Annotated in this window: 13 protein-coding genes; 5 read left to right on the top strand and 8 right to left on the bottom strand. The window is 51.8% G+C overall.

The genetic code is table 11. The annotated features are described in order from the left end of the window. Positions 1–22 precede the first annotated feature (22 nt). Positions 23–1,291, top strand: a complete 1,269-nt coding sequence (locus ACS18Q_RS04935) for a YeaH/YhbH family protein (protein WP_441257477.1) — start codon at positions 23–25, stop codon at positions 1,289–1,291. A gap of 11 nt (positions 1,292–1,302) precedes the next feature. Continuing rightward, the gene (locus tag ACS18Q_RS04930) at positions 1,303–2,850 is read left to right on the top strand and encodes a SpoVR family protein (protein WP_004726447.1); all 1,548 of its coding nucleotides are present in this window, start codon (positions 1,303–1,305) and stop codon (positions 2,848–2,850) included. 95 nt (positions 2,851–2,945) lie between these two features. On the opposite strand, the gene kdsB is transcribed toward ACS18Q_RS04930, so the two are convergent. From kdsB to ACS18Q_RS04905, 5 genes are read right to left on the bottom strand one after another with little or no spacing between them, the layout of a single operon-like run. Beyond that, positions 2,946–3,689 (bottom strand): 3-deoxy-manno-octulosonate cytidylyltransferase, encoded by a 744-nt coding sequence (gene kdsB / locus ACS18Q_RS04925; RefSeq protein WP_441257476.1) that lies wholly within the window; start codon positions 3,687–3,689, stop codon positions 2,946–2,948. Beyond that, a complete protein-coding gene (locus ACS18Q_RS04920; RefSeq protein WP_004726449.1) occupies positions 3,689–3,868 on the bottom strand; it encodes a Trm112 family protein in 180 nt (59 codons plus the stop codon). Before ACS18Q_RS04920 ends, kdsB begins: the two co-directional genes overlap by 1 nt. Beyond that, positions 3,849–4,856: a tetraacyldisaccharide 4'-kinase gene (lpxK, locus tag ACS18Q_RS04915; RefSeq protein WP_441257475.1), complete on the bottom strand. Its 1,008-nt coding sequence runs from the start codon at positions 4,854–4,856 to the stop codon at positions 3,849–3,851. The genes ACS18Q_RS04920 and lpxK overlap by 20 nt, the downstream gene beginning before the upstream one ends. A 3-nt stretch (positions 4,857–4,859) precedes the next feature. Next, complete coding sequence (gene msbA, locus ACS18Q_RS04910) at positions 4,860–6,608, bottom strand: lipid A ABC transporter ATP-binding protein/permease MsbA (RefSeq protein ID WP_004726451.1); 1,749 nt, start codon at positions 6,606–6,608, stop codon at positions 4,860–4,862. 32 nt (positions 6,609–6,640) lie between these two features. Next, positions 6,641–8,881 carry a DNA internalization-related competence protein ComEC/Rec2 gene (locus ACS18Q_RS04905; protein ID WP_441257474.1) on the bottom strand — a complete coding sequence of 747 codons (2,241 nt, stop codon included), beginning with the start codon at positions 8,879–8,881 and terminating at the stop codon, positions 6,641–6,643. Positions 8,882–8,889: 8 nt separating this feature from the next. On the opposite strand from ACS18Q_RS04905, the gene ACS18Q_RS04900 reads away from it, so the two are divergent. Further along, the gene (locus ACS18Q_RS04900; protein WP_004726453.1) at positions 8,890–9,420 is read left to right on the top strand and encodes a DUF2062 domain-containing protein; all 531 of its coding nucleotides are present in this window, start codon (positions 8,890–8,892) and stop codon (positions 9,418–9,420) included. A gap of 136 nt (positions 9,421–9,556) precedes the next feature. Here the strand turns inward: ACS18Q_RS04900 and lolE are convergent, their stop codons facing one another. Genes lolE through lolC form a run of 3 tightly spaced genes read right to left on the bottom strand, consistent with a single transcriptional unit; the run spans position 9,557 to position 12,689 of the window. Further along, positions 9,557–10,801, bottom strand: a complete 1,245-nt coding sequence (gene lolE / locus ACS18Q_RS04895; protein ID WP_154180978.1) for a lipoprotein-releasing ABC transporter permease subunit LolE — start codon at positions 10,799–10,801, stop codon at positions 9,557–9,559. Further along, positions 10,802–11,488 (bottom strand): lipoprotein-releasing ABC transporter ATP-binding protein LolD, encoded by a 687-nt coding sequence (gene lolD, locus ACS18Q_RS04890; protein WP_172562049.1) that lies wholly within the window; start codon positions 11,486–11,488, stop codon positions 10,802–10,804. After that, entirely contained in the window at positions 11,481–12,689 is a 1,209-nt protein-coding gene (gene lolC / locus ACS18Q_RS04885) for a lipoprotein-releasing ABC transporter permease subunit LolC (protein WP_041942585.1), read from the bottom strand. Before lolC ends, lolD begins: the two co-directional genes overlap by 8 nt. Positions 12,690–12,864: 175 nt before the next feature. Here lolC and ACS18Q_RS04880 point away from each other — a divergent pair, with 175 nt between their 5' ends. Both ACS18Q_RS04880 and mfd read left to right on the top strand, forming a co-directional pair. After that, complete coding sequence (locus ACS18Q_RS04880) at positions 12,865–13,434, top strand: hypothetical protein (protein WP_014205394.1); 570 nt, start codon at positions 12,865–12,867, stop codon at positions 13,432–13,434. A gap of 8 nt (positions 13,435–13,442) precedes the next feature. Continuing rightward, entirely contained in the window at positions 13,443–16,904 is a 3,462-nt protein-coding gene (gene mfd, locus ACS18Q_RS04875) for a transcription-repair coupling factor (RefSeq protein ID WP_238810159.1), read from the top strand. The last annotated feature ends 54 nt before the right edge of the window (positions 16,905–16,958 follow it).

Below are 16,958 nucleotides of genomic sequence, written 5' to 3'. Positions count from 1 at the left end.
GGACGTATACAGGGAGAATCTCATGGCGCAATTTATCGACAGAAGGTTGAACGGCAAGAACAAGAGCGCAGTCAACAGACAGCGTTTCTTACGCCGTTACAAAGAGCAGATCAAGGAATCGGTCGCTGATGCCGTCAATCGTCGTTCCATCACCAACACGGAAACCGGCGAAGACGTTTCTATTCCGCATCGTGACATTAAAGAGCCCGTTTTCCATCAAGGCAAAGGTGGCCTGCGTGAACGCGTGCACCCGGGAAATGATCAATTCATCCGCGGCGACAAAATCGAACGGCCGAAAGGTGGCCAAGGGGGCGGCTCAGGTGAAGGGGAAGCCAGCCCGGATGGTGAAGGCGAAGACGATTTTGTATTCCAAATCTCCAAAGACGAATATTTAGATATTCTGTTTGAGGATCTGGAACTGCCAAACCTCAAGAAGAATCAAGTCAACAAAATTACGGAATGGAAAACCCACCGTTCCGGCTTCCAAACCACCGGGATTCCAGCCAACATTTCCGTGGTGCGTTCATTGCAACAATCCTTGGCTCGTCGCACGGCAATGACCGCAGGTAAACGCCGCTTAATGAACGAACTGGAAGCCGAACTGGAGCGAATTCAGCACGCCGAACCGGCGCAGCTGCTGGAAGAACGTCGCCTCAAACAGGAAATTGAAGCGTTACGCGCCAAAATTGATAGCGTGCCGTTTATCGATACGTTCGATTTACGCTTCAAGAACTATGAAAAGAGACCCGTCCCTTCTAGCCAAGCCGTGATGTTCTGCTTGATGGACGTATCTGGCTCGATGGATCAAGCCACCAAAGATATCGCCAAACGGTTTTATGTGTTGTTGTATCTATTCCTCACGCGAACGTACGAGAACGTGGAAGTGGTCTTCATTCGTCACCATACCCAAGCCAAAGAAGTCGATGAACATGAGTTCTTCTATTCACAAGAAACCGGGGGCACCATCGTCTCCAGTGCTTTGAAGTTGATGAACGAAATTATTGAAGCGCGATATCCACTTGGAGAATGGAACATTTACGGCGCACAAGCATCTGATGGCGACAACTGGGCCGATGATTCCCCCCGCTGTAAAGAGCTGCTCACCAACAAGCTCTTGCCGTATTGTCAGTACTACGCGTACATCGAGATCACGCGACGTTCGCACCAAACTCTGTGGCACGAATATGAAAAACTGCAGCCTTCATTCGACAACTTCGCGATGAAGAATATTCGCAATGTGGAAGACATTTTCCCTGTGTTCAGGGAGCTATTCCACAAGGAAACAGCATAGGGAGCGCGCACATGACGACAAAGACCAAAGCGACCTCAAAGCGCAAAACCAAAAGCAATATGTTGCCCGATGGACCGGATTGGACGTTCGACCTGCTCGAGCAGTATCACGTTGAAATTAAACGGGTTGCTGAACATTACAAACTCGACACTTACCAGAATCAGATTGAGGTGATCACCGCAGAACAGATGATGGATGCCTACTCCAGCATTGGGATGCCGATTAACTATAACCACTGGTCATTCGGTAAAAAATTCATTCAAACAGAGCAGAACTACAAGCACGGCCAAATGGGCCTTGCCTATGAAATTGTCATCAACTCCGACCCTTGTATTGCCTATTTGATGGAGGAAAACACCGTCACCATGCAAGCGTTGGTGATGGCCCATGCGTGCTACGGACACAACTCGTTTTTTAAAGGCAACTACCTGTTCCAAACGTGGACGGATGCCAGCTCGATCATCGACTACTTGTTGTTTGCCAAGAACTACATTAGCCAGTGTGAAGAGAGGTACGGCGTCGCCGAAGTGGAACAGTTACTCGACTCCTGCCACGCTTTAATGAACTACGGTGTGGATCGCTACAAACGACCCGAAAAAATATCCATTGCGGAAGAGAAAGCTCGCCAGGAAGAACGCGAAGCCTATCTGCAATCGCAGGTGAACGAACTGTGGCGGACCGTGCCGAAAAAAACAGCGGAAACTGAAAATCAGCATCGTTTCCCTAGCGAGCCCCAAGAGAACATTCTCTATTTCATTGAAAAGCACGCCCCCCTGCTTGAACCGTGGCAGCGCGAAATTGTGCGTATTGTGCGTAAAGTGAGTCAGTACTTCTATCCGCAAAAGCAAACGCAAGTGATGAACGAAGGCTGGGCGACCTTCTGGCACTACACCATTCTCAATCATCTGTATGATGAAGGACTGGTGTCTGACAAATTCATTCTTGAGTTTTTGCATAGCCACACCAGCGTTGTGGCACAACCATCCTACAACAGTCAGTATTACAGTGGCATTAACCCCTATGCGTTAGGCTTTGCCATGTTCCGCGACATCAAACGCATCTGTGAAGAGCCGACAGATGAAGACCGTGAATGGTTCCCTGAATTGGCGGGATCCGACTGGTTGGAAGCGCTCCACTTCGCGATGCATAACTTCAAAGACGAGAGCTTCATTAGCCAATACCTGTCACCGAAGATCATTCGTGACTTTAAACTGTTCGCTATCTCCGATGATGACCACAAAAACTTTATCGAAGTAAGCGCAATCCATGATGACTTGGGCTACCGCCAAATCCGGGAGAAACTGGCCGCTCAATACAACCTCAGCAACTTAGAACCGAATATTCAGGTCTACAGCGTCGACGTGCGTGGCGATCGTTCCATCACGCTGCAATACGTACCGCATGATCGTATTCCTTTAGATCCAAGCTACGAGGAGGTGCTGAAACACATGCATCGCCTGTGGGGTTTTGAAGTCAAACTAGAGGAGGTCAAGGAAACAGGAAGAAGAGAGATCCTCGCAACCTGCCCGAAGAGGAATGACTTCGAGAGTCATAATTAAACGGGCAAAACACAACATCTAACATGCAATTTGTAATCAAAAGCCCCGCGATTGCGGGGCTTTTCTTATTTGGTTCGTGCGATGAACTCACACAATTAACCCACGATGCGACGCACCGCTTCTAAATCTTCTGGCGTGTCGACACCCGCTGGCGGCGCTTCAAGCGCAACGGCCACGTGGATTTTCTCGCCGTACCACAGCACGCGCAGCTGTTCGAGGCTTTCAATTTTTTCCAACTGACTTGGCTGCCAATGGATGTAAGTATTGATGAAACCAGCGCGATACGCGTAGATCCCAATATGACGCATCAGGGGTTGAACGATGGTTTTGTCATTGGCAAAGTTGTCGCGATCCCATGGAATCGAAGAGCGGCTAAAATACAGCGCATACCCATCTTTGTCGGTCACCACTTTCACCGCATTGGGGTTAAACACCTCTTCGGCATCGCTAATTTCAACCGCTAGGGTTGCCATCGGCGCTTGGCTCGCGGCCAGATTATCGGCCACTTGACGAATAATGCTCGGCGGGATCAGCGGTTCATCACCTTGTACATTGACGATGATGTGGTCATCTTCGATGCCCATTCGTTTCACCACTTCGGCCAAGCGTTCAGTACCTGACTGGTGGTCCGGCGATGTCATGCATACTGTGCCGCCAAAGGCGTTCACCGCCTGTTCTACTCGCGCATCATCTGTCGCGACAATGACGCGATCCGCGCCCGCTTGCATCGCTTGTTCATAGACCCATTGCACCATTGGCTTGCCTGCGATATCCGCCAGCGGTTTGCCCGGTAAACGCGTCGACTGGTAGCGCGCAGGAATGACAACCGTAAACGACATTAGCGCCCCTCATCCATCGACATGGTGCGAGCTTCATTTTCCAGCAGCACTGGAATCCCTTCTTTAATCGGGTAAGCGAGGCGATCCAATTTACAAATCAGCTCTTGGTGATCTTTATCGTACGTCAGTTTGCCTTTACAGACTGGGCAAGCCACGATTTCAAGCAGACGGTGATCCATACTGTTCCATTACCTCTTTAATTGTTTCCAGAATGCACTGTTTATCTTCGGCGGCAATTTCCGCTGAAACAGGTAAATACCACCAGTTGTTCTCGGCAAAGCCGGTGCATTTGACGGCATCTTTTTCTGTCATGATGACATGGTCTCCGCGACTGGCTAATACGCGCAGTTCAGAGACATCAAATTCTTTATGGTCTGCAAACCCATGCGTCACCACCGGGGTTGCGCCGAGCTGTTCTAATGTGTTGAAGAAGCGAGGTGGGTGTCCAATCCCCGCCCAAGCAACCAGATTGGTCAGTTCACTGACCGACACTTTCTCCCCCGTGACCAAATTGACAGCCCGCTCAGGTTGAAGGCGCATGGCAATTTCACCATCTTGAGCCACACCACCGTTGGTCATGATGAAGTCAACCTCTTTGAGCCGAGCAATCGGTTCACGCAGTGGGCCAAGTGGGATCATCTGTTCATTTCCAAAACGACGAACACCATCGATCACGACAAATTCAATATCGCGCTCTAACGCGTAGTGCTGAAGGCCATCGTCGGTGATCACGACATCGATCGCCTGCGCCAAGAGCGCCTTCACTGCATTAGCACGTATTGGATCGACTGCCACGGGCGCCCCTGTGCGCTGATGAATCAGCTTCGGTTCATCGCCACAATGGGCTGCTGGTGTTTGCGCATCAACCACCAGCGGGTAAGACGGCGCTTTGGCTCCATAACCGCGAGACACCACCCCCGGCTTGTAACCCAACGCTTGCAAGGTTTCCACCAGCCACACCACCACAGGCGTTTTACCGTTGCCTCCGGCGGTGATATTCCCCACCACAAGAACGGGAACTGGCGCTTTGTAACTCTGTTTTAGGCCACGTTGATAACGGTGTCTGCGCGAGCGACTCACCGCAGCGAAGAGCACACTCAGTGGCCACAATAGTGGCCACAGCAGATAAGACATCCAGTGACGCTGAAACCAGATCTTTTCAATCACGAATTATTCACCGAACTGAATGCGGTGCAATTGCGCGTAAGCACCATCTTTAGCCAGCAATTCAGCGTGCTTACCGCGTTCGATAATTTCGCCCTCATCAACCACCAGAATCTCATCGGCTTGTTCGATCGTCGACAGGCGGTGCGCAATCACCAGCACAGTTTTGTTCTTCTGCAGCTCATCGAGAGCCGCTTGAATCGCACGTTCCGATTCGGTGTCCAGCGCAGATGTCGCTTCATCAAGAATCAAGACCGGCGCATCGCGCAGCAAAGCTCGCGCAATCGCAATGCGTTGGCGCTGACCACCAGACAGGCTCGCACCATTTTCACCAATCATGGTATCCAAGCCGTCATCCATGTTCTGCACGAAGTCCATCGCATGCGCCAAACGCGCCGCTTCTTCAATCTGTTCACGCGTGTAGTTGCCTTCCGCCGCATACGCAATGTTGTTGGCAATGGTGTCGTTGAACAGGTGAACGTTTTGCGAAACCAAAGCAAAATGCTGGCGCAGGTTGGTCAGTTTGTAATCGCGAATGTCATGTTCATCAAGCGTGATCGAGCCAGAATCCACATCATAAAAGCGTGTAAACAGATTGGCGATGGTCGACTTACCCGACCCAGAACGCCCAACCAGTGCCACGGTTTTGCCTTGTGGAATGGTAAAACTCACATGCGACAACGCGGGCTTCTCTTTGCCTTGGTAAGTGAACGTCACATCCTTCACTGCAATGTCACCGCGCACTTTATCGGTTTCAAATTTACCGGTGTCGTTTTCGGTTTCTAGCGCCATCAGTTGGAACAACGTTTGGCTTGCAGCCATACCGCGTTGGAAATCAGAAGTCACGTTGGTCAATGCTTTGAGTGGACGCATCAAGCCAAACATGGCCGAGAAAATCACCGTGAACGTCCCAGGAGTCAGTTGGTCACGAATGGAATCAAAGCTTGCTAAGTACAGCACTGCGACCAGCGCCATTGATGCAATCATTTGAATCACTGGGTTGGCAATGGACTGCGCGGAAACCAGCTTCATGGTTTGCTGGCGCATCTTATTACTCACGGTTTCAAAACGCTTTGTTTCCACGTTTTGGCCACCGTAACTCAGCACCACTTTGTGGCCTTTCAACATCTGCTCGGCAGAAGACGTCACATGCCCCATCGTGGTTTGCATGCTTTTGGAGATCTTACGAAAGCGCTTCGACACGACGCTGATCCCCATCGCCACGACAGGCGCGACCACCAAGAGCACCAGCGACAACTGCCAGCTGTTCCAAAACATCAACACGAGGAGGCCGACAATGCTCGCACCTTCACGTACGATGCTCACCAGCGCTTTACTGGTTGCGCCAGCGACTTGTTCGGTATCGTAGGTAATGCGTGAGAGCAATCCGCCCGTAGACTCGCGGTCAAAGAAGCTGACCGGCATGTGCATGAACTGATTGAAAATACGGCGACGCATCAACATCACCACATTCCCCGACACCCAACTGAGGCAATAGGAAGAGACAAAGCTACTGATGCCGCGCACCATCATCAACCCCAGAATGATAAACGGCAGCGTTTTCAGAAAATTGGATTCCGCTTGGCCAAAACCTTCATCCAGCAAAGGCTTCAACAACGAAATCATATAAGTATCAGAAACAGCGTTCACCACCAGTGCGATTACTGCAACCACCAAGCCCGCTTTGTAAAGGCGAATATAGGTCCACAAGCGTTTAAAAGTTTGCCAAGTGGTTTCGTCAGAATTCAGTGACATAAATAAGCTTTATTTTGATGACAATATTGCGGTCATTCTACCCCTTTACGTAGCATCTGCCTATACCAAGGGGGATATCCTGACTGGCGCAATGTTGATAATAGACGAGTTTCTGCGCGATAGCTGAGGGTGATTTGCCCCACCTCTCCCGTATCCAGCCACTTTGCTCCAGTCGCTTGATAGCGTTGAACCACGTCTTGATCGGGCAGATGCCATTGATTGCCTTTGGCCAGCGAGGCGATGGCCACCTGCGGCGCCACGTGTTCGATAAAGCGAGCGGTCGAGGAAGTTTTGCTACCATGATGGGGCACAATCATGATATCGCTCTTGATATCTTTGGCTTGGCGACTGAGTAACCACTCACCGACTGCCGTCACATCGCCAGCCAACAACACGGAATGACCATATTCAGGATCGCTGAGCCTCAGCACGCAGGAGTGCACATTGTGTGCGCGAGAGACCGTTTTCGGCGGCCACAACGCCTGTAATCTCAGCCCCTGCCAATCCCATTGTTGCCCTGCAACACACGTTCGCCATTGGGGCTGACGTTGACTGGCCAGTATCCATGACGGAGACAACCATTGCTGCGCATCCGCCAAACCGCCGGCATGATCACTATCCATATGACTAATAATCAACCCATCCAGTTGATGCACGCCACGTTGGTGAAGCAGTGGCACCACCAGTGAGCGCACGTAACTGCCATCAGGCCAGCCACTGCCGGTGTCATAGAGCAACACGCGCTGCTGGCGCTCAATCAGCACCGCTAGACCATGGCCGACATCAAGCACATCAATGCGCCAGCGATCCTTGGGCGAATTGAATGCCCACATGCCAAGCGCGAGTAGTGCCACAGCGATTCGTGCATCGCGACTCAGTAGTGGACGCAGCACCCAACCGATCCCGCCAGCGCACAACACGAACGTGGTGGCATGGCTGACTGCCACCCAACTGGATTCAGAGAGTGTTAATGCCTGACTCAAAGGCCAAAAGCTGAGATCAATCAGCGTCCATATCCAATCGACTTGCTCAAACAGCGACGTCAGGACCAACCCCAAGAACAGCAGCGGCACAATCACCACACTGAACCACGGAATAAACACCAAGTTGTAGAGCGCCGACGATAGGCTAAAACCAGAGAAAAACAGCGCAGAGATCGGCGTCATCAATAGAACCAACGTGCACTGCGTTATGACAAGCTGTCGCCATCCACGTTGCGTCGATGAACGACTCGCAAGTTGATACAGCACGACCGCGACGGCCAAGAACGACAACCAAAAACTCATCGACAGCGGCGCAAATGGCGACACCAGCAGCAACGCGCCCAGTGTCAACAGAATGCGCTGCACAGCCGTGATGCGCCACCCGCTCATCGTCAATAGTACATTCAGCGTACACATGAGCAACGCGCGCTGTGTCGGCAAGGTAAATCCAGCCAACCACGCGTACACCGTGGCCATCAGCAGACCGACGATCCATGGCAGCCACAGCGCGTTCACGTGGATGCGCATCAACGCGCTTCCCAACAAATAACCCACAGCGAAAGCCATGCCGATGTGCAATCCAGATATCGCAACCAAATGGATTAATCCGCTGTCGCGAAGCGCGCGCCAGTCATCTTCCTGAATGCTATTGCGATCGCCAAACGTCAGCGCCAAAATCATGCCTTGTGCTTGGAGATGTTGCGTAGCAACTTGGATTTTTTGGTGCAAAGTGTCCCGCCAGCTGGGTCGAGAGACGACCGAAAACGCCGACTGCGGTTTGACGGTCGCGCGAGCAACCCAACCTTGGCTGAGATAGTATGCTTCTATATCAAATCCGGTTTCATTGAGGCGTCCATAAATCGGTTTCACCGTGACTGAAAACGTCACCTGATCGCCGATATGGAGAGCGATGGGCGCGATCAATCGAACAATCGGCTGACGAAAGGTGGGCAATTGTTGACCGTTAATTGATCTCACCACGATACTGCCTTCATTCCCGTAACTTATTTGCTTAAAAAAGCTGTCAACCTCACCTTTTATGGTAATATCCTGCCCTGCTTGAAAAATAGTGTTGGATTGAGATCTCATTACGTTGCCATGTGTTACTATCACTAACACGGCAAACGCGAGCCCGCCCCATCCTCTGAGCCGAGTGACTAATACGGTGCCCATCAGAGCGACTAGGCAAATGAATGCAAAACCCCAACTTGGCATCCGCGGCCAATAGGGTGCAGACAAGACGGTGAGCGAGAACGAAATGAGCATCCAATAATTCGAATAGAGAGTCATGTTCCCCTATGCCAAGAAAATTCATTAAGCGGTTTATGCCTGACCACGACGTCATCAAACGTCAAAAGGCATTAAAAGTTTTTGGCAATGTGCTTTATAACCCAAACTTGTGGTGTCTCAATCGACGCTCTGCTGCCGGTGCATTTGCTGTTGGTCTATTCATGGCATTTGTGCCACTGCCAAGCCAAATGATCATGGCTGCCGGTCTCGCGATTCTGTTCGGTGTCAACTTGCCTTTATCCATCGCCTTGGTCTGGATTACCAATCCCATCACGATGCCCGTAATTTTCTACTTCTGTTACAAAGTCGGTGCCTTGCTGATGAACGTGCCGCCTCAACCGTTTCATTTTGAGGCGACGTGGGACTTCATCATGCAACAAATGAGCACCATCGGCCCTCCGTTCTTACTTGGGTGTGCCGTCTGCGGTGTAACCGCTTCGCTACTGGGCTATTTTGGTATTCGCGGTCTATGGCGTTATTCGGTGGTGCGCAGTTGGAAAAAACGTCGTACCAGCAAAGTGGCATCTAAGATAATCTGAACACGTCGGCATGAAGTAAGCTTTGTGCAACGCTGAGAGCGATGAAGAATTCTGGTCTGCAATTCGTTGTAGACTCAGTATGAAAAAAGGACCCGATGGGTCCTTTTTTATTGCGTTGGCATTGACTTCATCGCGGCTACTTGCTGCTCAGAACTCGCGCCGGATTCAGTTTGCTGGCGCGCGCAGCGGGATACCATGTTGCAAGCAAGCTTAAGACAATCGCCGTGCCCGACACCAACAGGACATCCCCACTGTCGACCTGCGACGGTAGAAAATCGACAAAGTAGATGTCCCCCGATAAGAAATGGTGGCCAATCAGCGTTTCCAACCCTTTGACCAATGGCGTCAGGTTAAATGCCACCACAACACCAAACACGCTACCGACAATACTACCCAGTACGCCAGAGAAGACGCCCTGCCAAACAAAAATTCGTTTCACCAACCCATCCGTCGCGCCCATGGTGCGCAGAATAGCGATTTCCGCGGCGCGGTCTTTCACCGCCATCATCAGCGTGGAAACAATATTAAAACTCGCCACCCCAATCACGAGCACCATCACCAAATACATGATGGTGCGCACCATCTGAATGTCGCGATAGAGAAAACCGAATTTCTGCTGCCAGCTGCGCAGGTACACGTACTCGTTCAATGTATTGCCAACAGAACGTACGATCTGATTGGCACGCAGCACATCTGACACTTTGATCGACACGCCCGTCACCGCGTGATCCAAACGCGCGTATTGCTGCGCATCTTCCAAGGGCAACAGGGCCAAGCTGTGGTCTATCTGACCATTGAGCGCAAGCAAGCCCGTGATCTGCACACGAATGCGGCGCGGCGCTTGCACGCGCGACGAACCATCGGCGGTGGGGATCATTAACGTGACATAGTCACCAACTTTGGCGCCCAGTTGATCGGCCACACCTTTGCCCAGAATCACTTGTTGCTCGCCAGGCACAAACCGGGACCACGCCTCATCCGTCACAAACTGCGACAAACGCGACACCGCTTGTTCCATGCTTGGATCAACCCCACGCACTTCAATCGCTTTGAGTTGCGTGCCTCGCTCAGCCAGCGCGGTAAATTTCACGTATGGCGCAGCCGCTAACACTTCAGGATCCTGGGTCGCCTGCGCCACGACGGCTTGCCAGTTTTGCACCGGGCCGCGCACCCCTTCAAACTCCCCATGCGGAATGACCGACAACACGCGATTTTGCAGCTCGCGTTCAAACCCATTCATGGCCGATAAGCCAATGATGATCACCGCCACACCGACAGCAATGCCAATGGTTGACGAGAGGGAAATAAACGACACCATTTTATTGCGCTGTTTCGCGCGACTAAAACGACTGCCGATGAACAGCGACAGAGAAGCCAACACTTACGCTTCCCCCACATTCAGTAGCAGACCATCTTGCATGTGCAATTGACGATCCATTTTCGCCGCCAATTCACCATCGTGCGTCACCACCAAAAAGGCCGTGCCAGACTCACGATTGAGCTCTCGCATTAAATCGTAAATGGACAAGGCGGTGTTGTGGTCAAGGTTGCCCGTCGGTTCATCCGCCAGTACCAAATCCGGCTTATTCACCAACGCGCGCGCAATCGCCACACGCTGACGTTCACCACCAGACAGTTCAGCAGGTCGATGTTCCAGACGATGCGACAAGCCAACTCGAGCCAGCAATGCTGCCGCTTCTTGTTTCGCCTGCGCCACTTTTTGACCGCCAATCAGCAGCGGCATCGCCACGTTTTCCAGCGCACTAAAGTCCGCCAGCAAGTGGTGGAACTGGTACACAAAACCCAAATGCTGATTACGAATTTTGGCTTGCTTGTTTGAGCTGAGTAAACTGAGTTGCTGGCCCAAGAACTCCACATGGCCTTCAGACGCATCATCCAGCGCCCCAAGAATGTGCAGCAGCGTACTTTTGCCCGACCCCGACGTACCAATGATCGATGCGAGTTCGCCTTGTTGCAATTCAAAGCTCACCCCTTTCAACACCTGCGTCTGAAGATCGCCTTCTTGATAAGTTTTACAAACGTGGTGACAACGTAAAAGGTTATTCATAACGGAGAGCCTCAGCGGGTTTGACAGAAGATGCGCGGTAAGAAGGAAACAACGTTGCCAGTAAGCTCAGCACAATCGCTAACAGCACGACAACACAAATTTGCAGCGGATTAATCAGCACCGGCAGTTCGCCGCCCATCGGAAACAGCGCCACACCAAGTGTCGCCATCATGGTATTGAGATACTTTGCCACAAGCACCCCCAACGCGCCGCCGACCATCGCGCCGATCACCCCACTACTGGCGCCCTGAACCATGAAAATCGCCAGCACTTGGCGATCGGTCATGCCTTGGGTTTTCAAAATGGCGACTTCTGCCTGCTTCTCCATCACCACCATGATCAGCGCCGAGATAATATTGAACGCCGCCACACCAACGATGAGACCCAACATCAAACCCATCATGTTCTTTTCCATACGCACGGCTTGAAACAGTTCACCGCGTTGATCGCGCCAGTCGCTCCATTGCCACCCATCAGGCAGGGCCGTTTTCGATAATTCCCCCACCACAAACGGATCGTTAAAGAACAAGCGCCAACCCGAGACCGTTTGATCGTCAAAGCGCAGCAGTTTGCCCGCATCATGAATGTGCGTAATCATTAACTGACCATCCACATCGGAACCGGTGTTGAAAATGCCAGCGACAGTGAAATTGCGCTGACTTGGAATGCGACCCAGCGGTGTAAATTGGCTCGCACTGGTGACCATCAAACGCACTTTGTCGCCCACCGACACATTCAGATTGCGCGCCAGCGTATGGCCGAGAAAGACGCGATATTCCCCTTCCATTAACGATGCCAAACGCCCTGCAATCAAATAGTCGCCAATCGGGTCATGTTGGTTCGGCGCGATGCCGACCATCAATCCGGCCGAAAGTTGAGAGGCACTTTGAATCACAGCTTCACTGCGAACAATGGGTTCGGGTTCACGTTGCGTAGAGAGTGCGCGGATAAAGGCTGGCGCGGTATCGGTCAGCGCCGTTTTGTCCTGCGCTTGGGAAATCACCGCTTGTGGCAATACGCCAAGGATGCGGCTTTTGAGCTGCGCTTCAAAGCCATTCATCACGGAGAGTACCGTGACCAACGCCATCACACCGATGGTGATGCCGGCGGTGGACATGTAAGACACGAATCGACTGAACCGGTCACCGGAACGTCCGCGCAGATAGCGTAGCCCGATGAAGGTAGAAATCGGATGAAACATAATGAAAACCAATCAAATAGGATGGCGCTACTGTAACGAGAATCCAGCCAAGGTTGTAGTTTTTCTTTGCTAAATCTCTGTAAGAGGCGCTTTAATTCACACCGATAACAATGACATACCTTGATTACTTGGTCCGTATGACGATAATCAACACAGAGGTGAGAAGGAACACACTATGATTGACCAAGAATATTTCACGGTGCATCACGCACTGAACATCAATGTTGAGCCGATGCCGGCCGACTTTCTGCTGCCTTCTCCACTGGATTTTGAAGCTGAAATTCCGGCGCCTTTCGTCGTGGCAAGCGAATTCAGCCAACTGGATCAACTCAACGATGCCGCCAGACTCGAACTCAAAAGCAGCGATTTCAAACATGTTATTCAGCTGTTGGAAACACAAAACTCCAAGCTGAATTTGCTCCTGAGCTTTATGCTGTCGCAGCAAGACGATCCGGCCTATCGCACCTTCACGATCAGCTTCGGCGCCAGCCAATTTACCTACCGCGCCAAAAACGCGGTGCAAGCCGGACAACAAGTACGCGCCAAACTGTTTTTGGAACACCCAGCCGCAGCGATTTACTGCTATGGCCAAGTGACGGCTTGCGAAGCTGAAGACAATCAGTTTATCGTGACGGTACGTTACGAACTACTGCGCGATGCCGATCAAGATCTGTTGATCAAAGCCGCGCTCTACCAACAGCAAAAGCTGCTGCGTCAACGCTCTTTAGACCGAGACAAATCATAAGCGTTACCATGACAACACAAACTTTATTCTCTCTGCCTGCCGCCTCTGGTGCGGGAGACAAAAAACACGTTGGTAATCTTCATGGCGCCAGTTTGGCGTTAGCCATTGCCGAGTTGGCCAATCAACATCAAGGCCACACACTGCTTGCCGTGCCGGATCCACAAACGGCGCTCAAACTGTTGCAGGAAATTGAACAGTTCAGTCAAGCAAACGTCGCCCTGTTCCCCGATTGGGAAACATTGCCGTACGATAATTTCTCACCGCATCAAGAAATCATTTCTGAGCGTATTTCGCGCCTGTATCAACTGCCGTCGCTGTCGCAAGGCATTACCATTGTGCCAGTGAGCACACTACTGCAACGTCAAACGCCGCGTGATTATCTGCTGCAACATACCTTGATGGTTAACCGAGGCGATCGGTTCTCATTAGATAAATTACGCGTGCAACTTGAAAATTCTGGCTATCGTCATGTCGACCAAGTTTTTGGCCCGGGTGAATACGCCAGCCGTGGGTCGATTCTGGATCTGTTCCCCATGGGCAGTGCGGATCCGTATCGCATCGACTTCTTCGATGATGAAATCGACACCATTCGCACCTTTGATCCCGAGAACCAACGTTCCATTGATGAGATCGACGCGATCCGCCTGCTGCCTGCGCATGAATTCCCCACCACCGAACAGGCGATTGAGGAATTCCGTACCCGTTGGCGCGGCCGATTTGAAGCGCGTCGCGAGCCAGAATCGGTCTACATGCAAGTGTCCAAAGGCACTTGGCCGGCGGGGATTGAATATTGGCAACCGCTGTTTTTTGACCACACTGAAACTCTTTTTGATTATCTGCCCGCTGGCAGTCAACTGCTGAGTGTCGGCCAGTTAGAGAACGCGATCGACAACTTCCTCAGCGATGTCGACTACCGCTACGATCAACGCAAAATTGATCCGCTGCGTCCGCTGTTGCCGCCCGATGAATTGTGGCTGAAAAAAGATGAGCTGTTTGCGCGCTTTAAAACGCTGCCACAAATCCAACTCAGCTTAGCGCCGGTAGAAGAGAAAGCCGGACGCGTGAACCCTCGCGTGCAACCCCTGCCCGATCTTGCGGTGCAGCATCAGAACAAAGAACCTCTGGCGGCCCTGCGCCAATTTAGCGAAAGCTTTGCCGGTAAAGTGATTTTCTCGGTTGAATCGGAAGGTCGCCGTGAAGCCCTGCTTGAACTGCTGCAACGCATCAAGCTGCGCCCGCAAAGCAAAGCTGATTTTATGCAAGCCTATCAGAGCGACGATAAGTTCTCGCTGATCTTGGGCTCTGCCGAACACGGTTTTATCTTCGGTGATCAGCAACTGGCGCTGATTTGCGAAAGCGACTTGTTGGGCGATCGCGTCATTCAGCGACGCAAGAAAGAACGCAAAGTCACCAACAGCGATGCTGTGATTCGTAACCTGGCAGAGCTGAAACCCGGTCAACCGGTGGTGCATATCGATCACGGCATCGGCCGCTACGTGGGTTTGCAAACCCTTGAAGCGGGCGGCATGACCACCGAATATGTCACGCTGGAATATCAAAATGACGCCAAGCTCTACGTGCCGGTTTCGTCACTAAACCTCATCAGCCGTTACTCTGGCGGTGCCGAAGAAAGCGCGCCGCTGCATAAATTGGGCGGTGAAGCTTGGGTGAAAGCGCGCCGTAAAGCCGCCGAAAAAGTGCGAGATGTGGCCGCCGAGCTGCTGGATGTATACGCCAAACGTGAACTCAAACCGGGTTATAAATTCCAGCTCGATCGCGACCAGTACGCCACATTTAAATCGGGTTTCCCATTTGAAGAAACCGACGATCAAGCAATGGCGATTAACGCCGTGATGTCGGACATGTGTCAGCCCAAAGCGATGGATCGTCTGGTGTGTGGCGATGTGGGCTTTGGGAAAACCGAAGTCGCAATGCGCGCTGCGTTTGTTGCCACTGATAACGGGAAACAAGTGGCGGTGTTGGTCCCGACGACCCTGCTTGCCCAGCAACATTTCGAAAACTTCCGCGACCGTTTTGCCAACCTGCCCATTCGTGTGGAAGTGCTATCGCGCTTTAAATCGGCCAAAGAACAGAAAGCCATTTTGCAAGACGTGGCCGACGGTAAAGTAGACATTGTCGTCGGTACCCACAAACTGCTTTCAAGCGACATCAAGTTTGCTGATTTGGGTTTACTGGTTGTCGATGAAGAACACCGTTTTGGTGTGCGCCAGAAAGAGAAAGTCAAAGCGATGCGTGCGGACGTCGACATTCTCACCCTCACGGCCACACCGATTCCGCGAACGCTGAACATGGCCATGAGTGGCATGCGCGATCTGTCGATCATCGCCACGCCACCCGCGCGCCGTATGGCAATCAAAACCTTTGTTCGTCAAAGCGAAGACAGCGTGATCCGCGAAGCAGTACTGCGTGAGATCATGCGGGGTGGTCAAGTGTACTTCCTGCACAACCAAGTCGAAAGCATCGACAAAGTCGCAGCAGATCTGGAGAAACTGATCCCAGAGGCTCGTATCACAGTGGCCCATGGGCAGATGCGTGAGCGCGAATTGGAACGCGTGATGAACGACTTCTATCACCAGCGTTTTAACCTGTTGGTGTGTACCACCATCATTGAAACCGGAATCGACGTACCAACCGCCAACACCATCATCATGGATCGCGCCGACTCTTTGGGCTTAGCGCAGTTGCACCAGTTGCGTGGGCGTGTGGGTCGTTCGCATCATCAAGCATACGCCTACTTACTGACGCCGCATCCGAAAGCGATGACCAAAGATGCAGTGAAACGCCTTGAAGCAATCGCCTCCCTGGAAGACCTCGGCGCGGGCTTTACTCTCGCGACTCACGATTTGGAAATTCGCGGCGCAGGTGAACTGCTGGGCGATGAGCAAAGCGGTCAAATTCAGTCGATTGGTTTTACACTCTATATGGAGATGCTGGAACAAGCGGTTGAGGCATTGAAGTCCGGCAAAGAGCCATCGTTAGACGACCTGCTGCGCGAGCAAACGGAAGTGGAACTGCGGATTCCTGCGCTGCTGCCAGATGATTACATTCCAGACATCAACACGCGTTTGTCGATGTACAAGCAGATTGCCAGCGTCGCTGACAGCGACGAGCTCACCGAACTGAAAGTTGAGCTCATTGACCGCTTTGGTAAACTGCCGGATGCGGCGCTGAACTTACTGGCCATCGCCGATCTCAAGCTCGATGCGGCGCGTTTGAAAATTCGAAAAATTGAAGCGCACGAGAAAGGGGGTTACATTGAGTTCTATCCAAATGCTGACATTAACCCGATGTTTTTGGTTAAACTACTGCAATCGCAGCCGAAGAAATTCGCAATGGAAGGGCCGACCAAGTTCAAATTTGCCTTACCTCTGGTCGATCGCAGAGAAAGAATTCAATTTGTTGCAGACATGCTGAATGAATTCCAGCAAAATCTACTTCCAGCAGCCTAAGAGCGTGACGCTCTTTTGATATACCTGACTGACTCAGCGTGGCCTCAGGCGCCA

Source organism: Vibrio sp. Vf1514 (genome assembly GCF_052076135.1).
GTDB lineage: Bacteria > Pseudomonadota > Gammaproteobacteria > Enterobacterales > Vibrionaceae > Vibrio > Vibrio furnissii.
The sequence above is the reverse complement of the archived record's forward strand: the minus strand, read 5'-3'. Positions and strand labels throughout refer to the sequence as shown.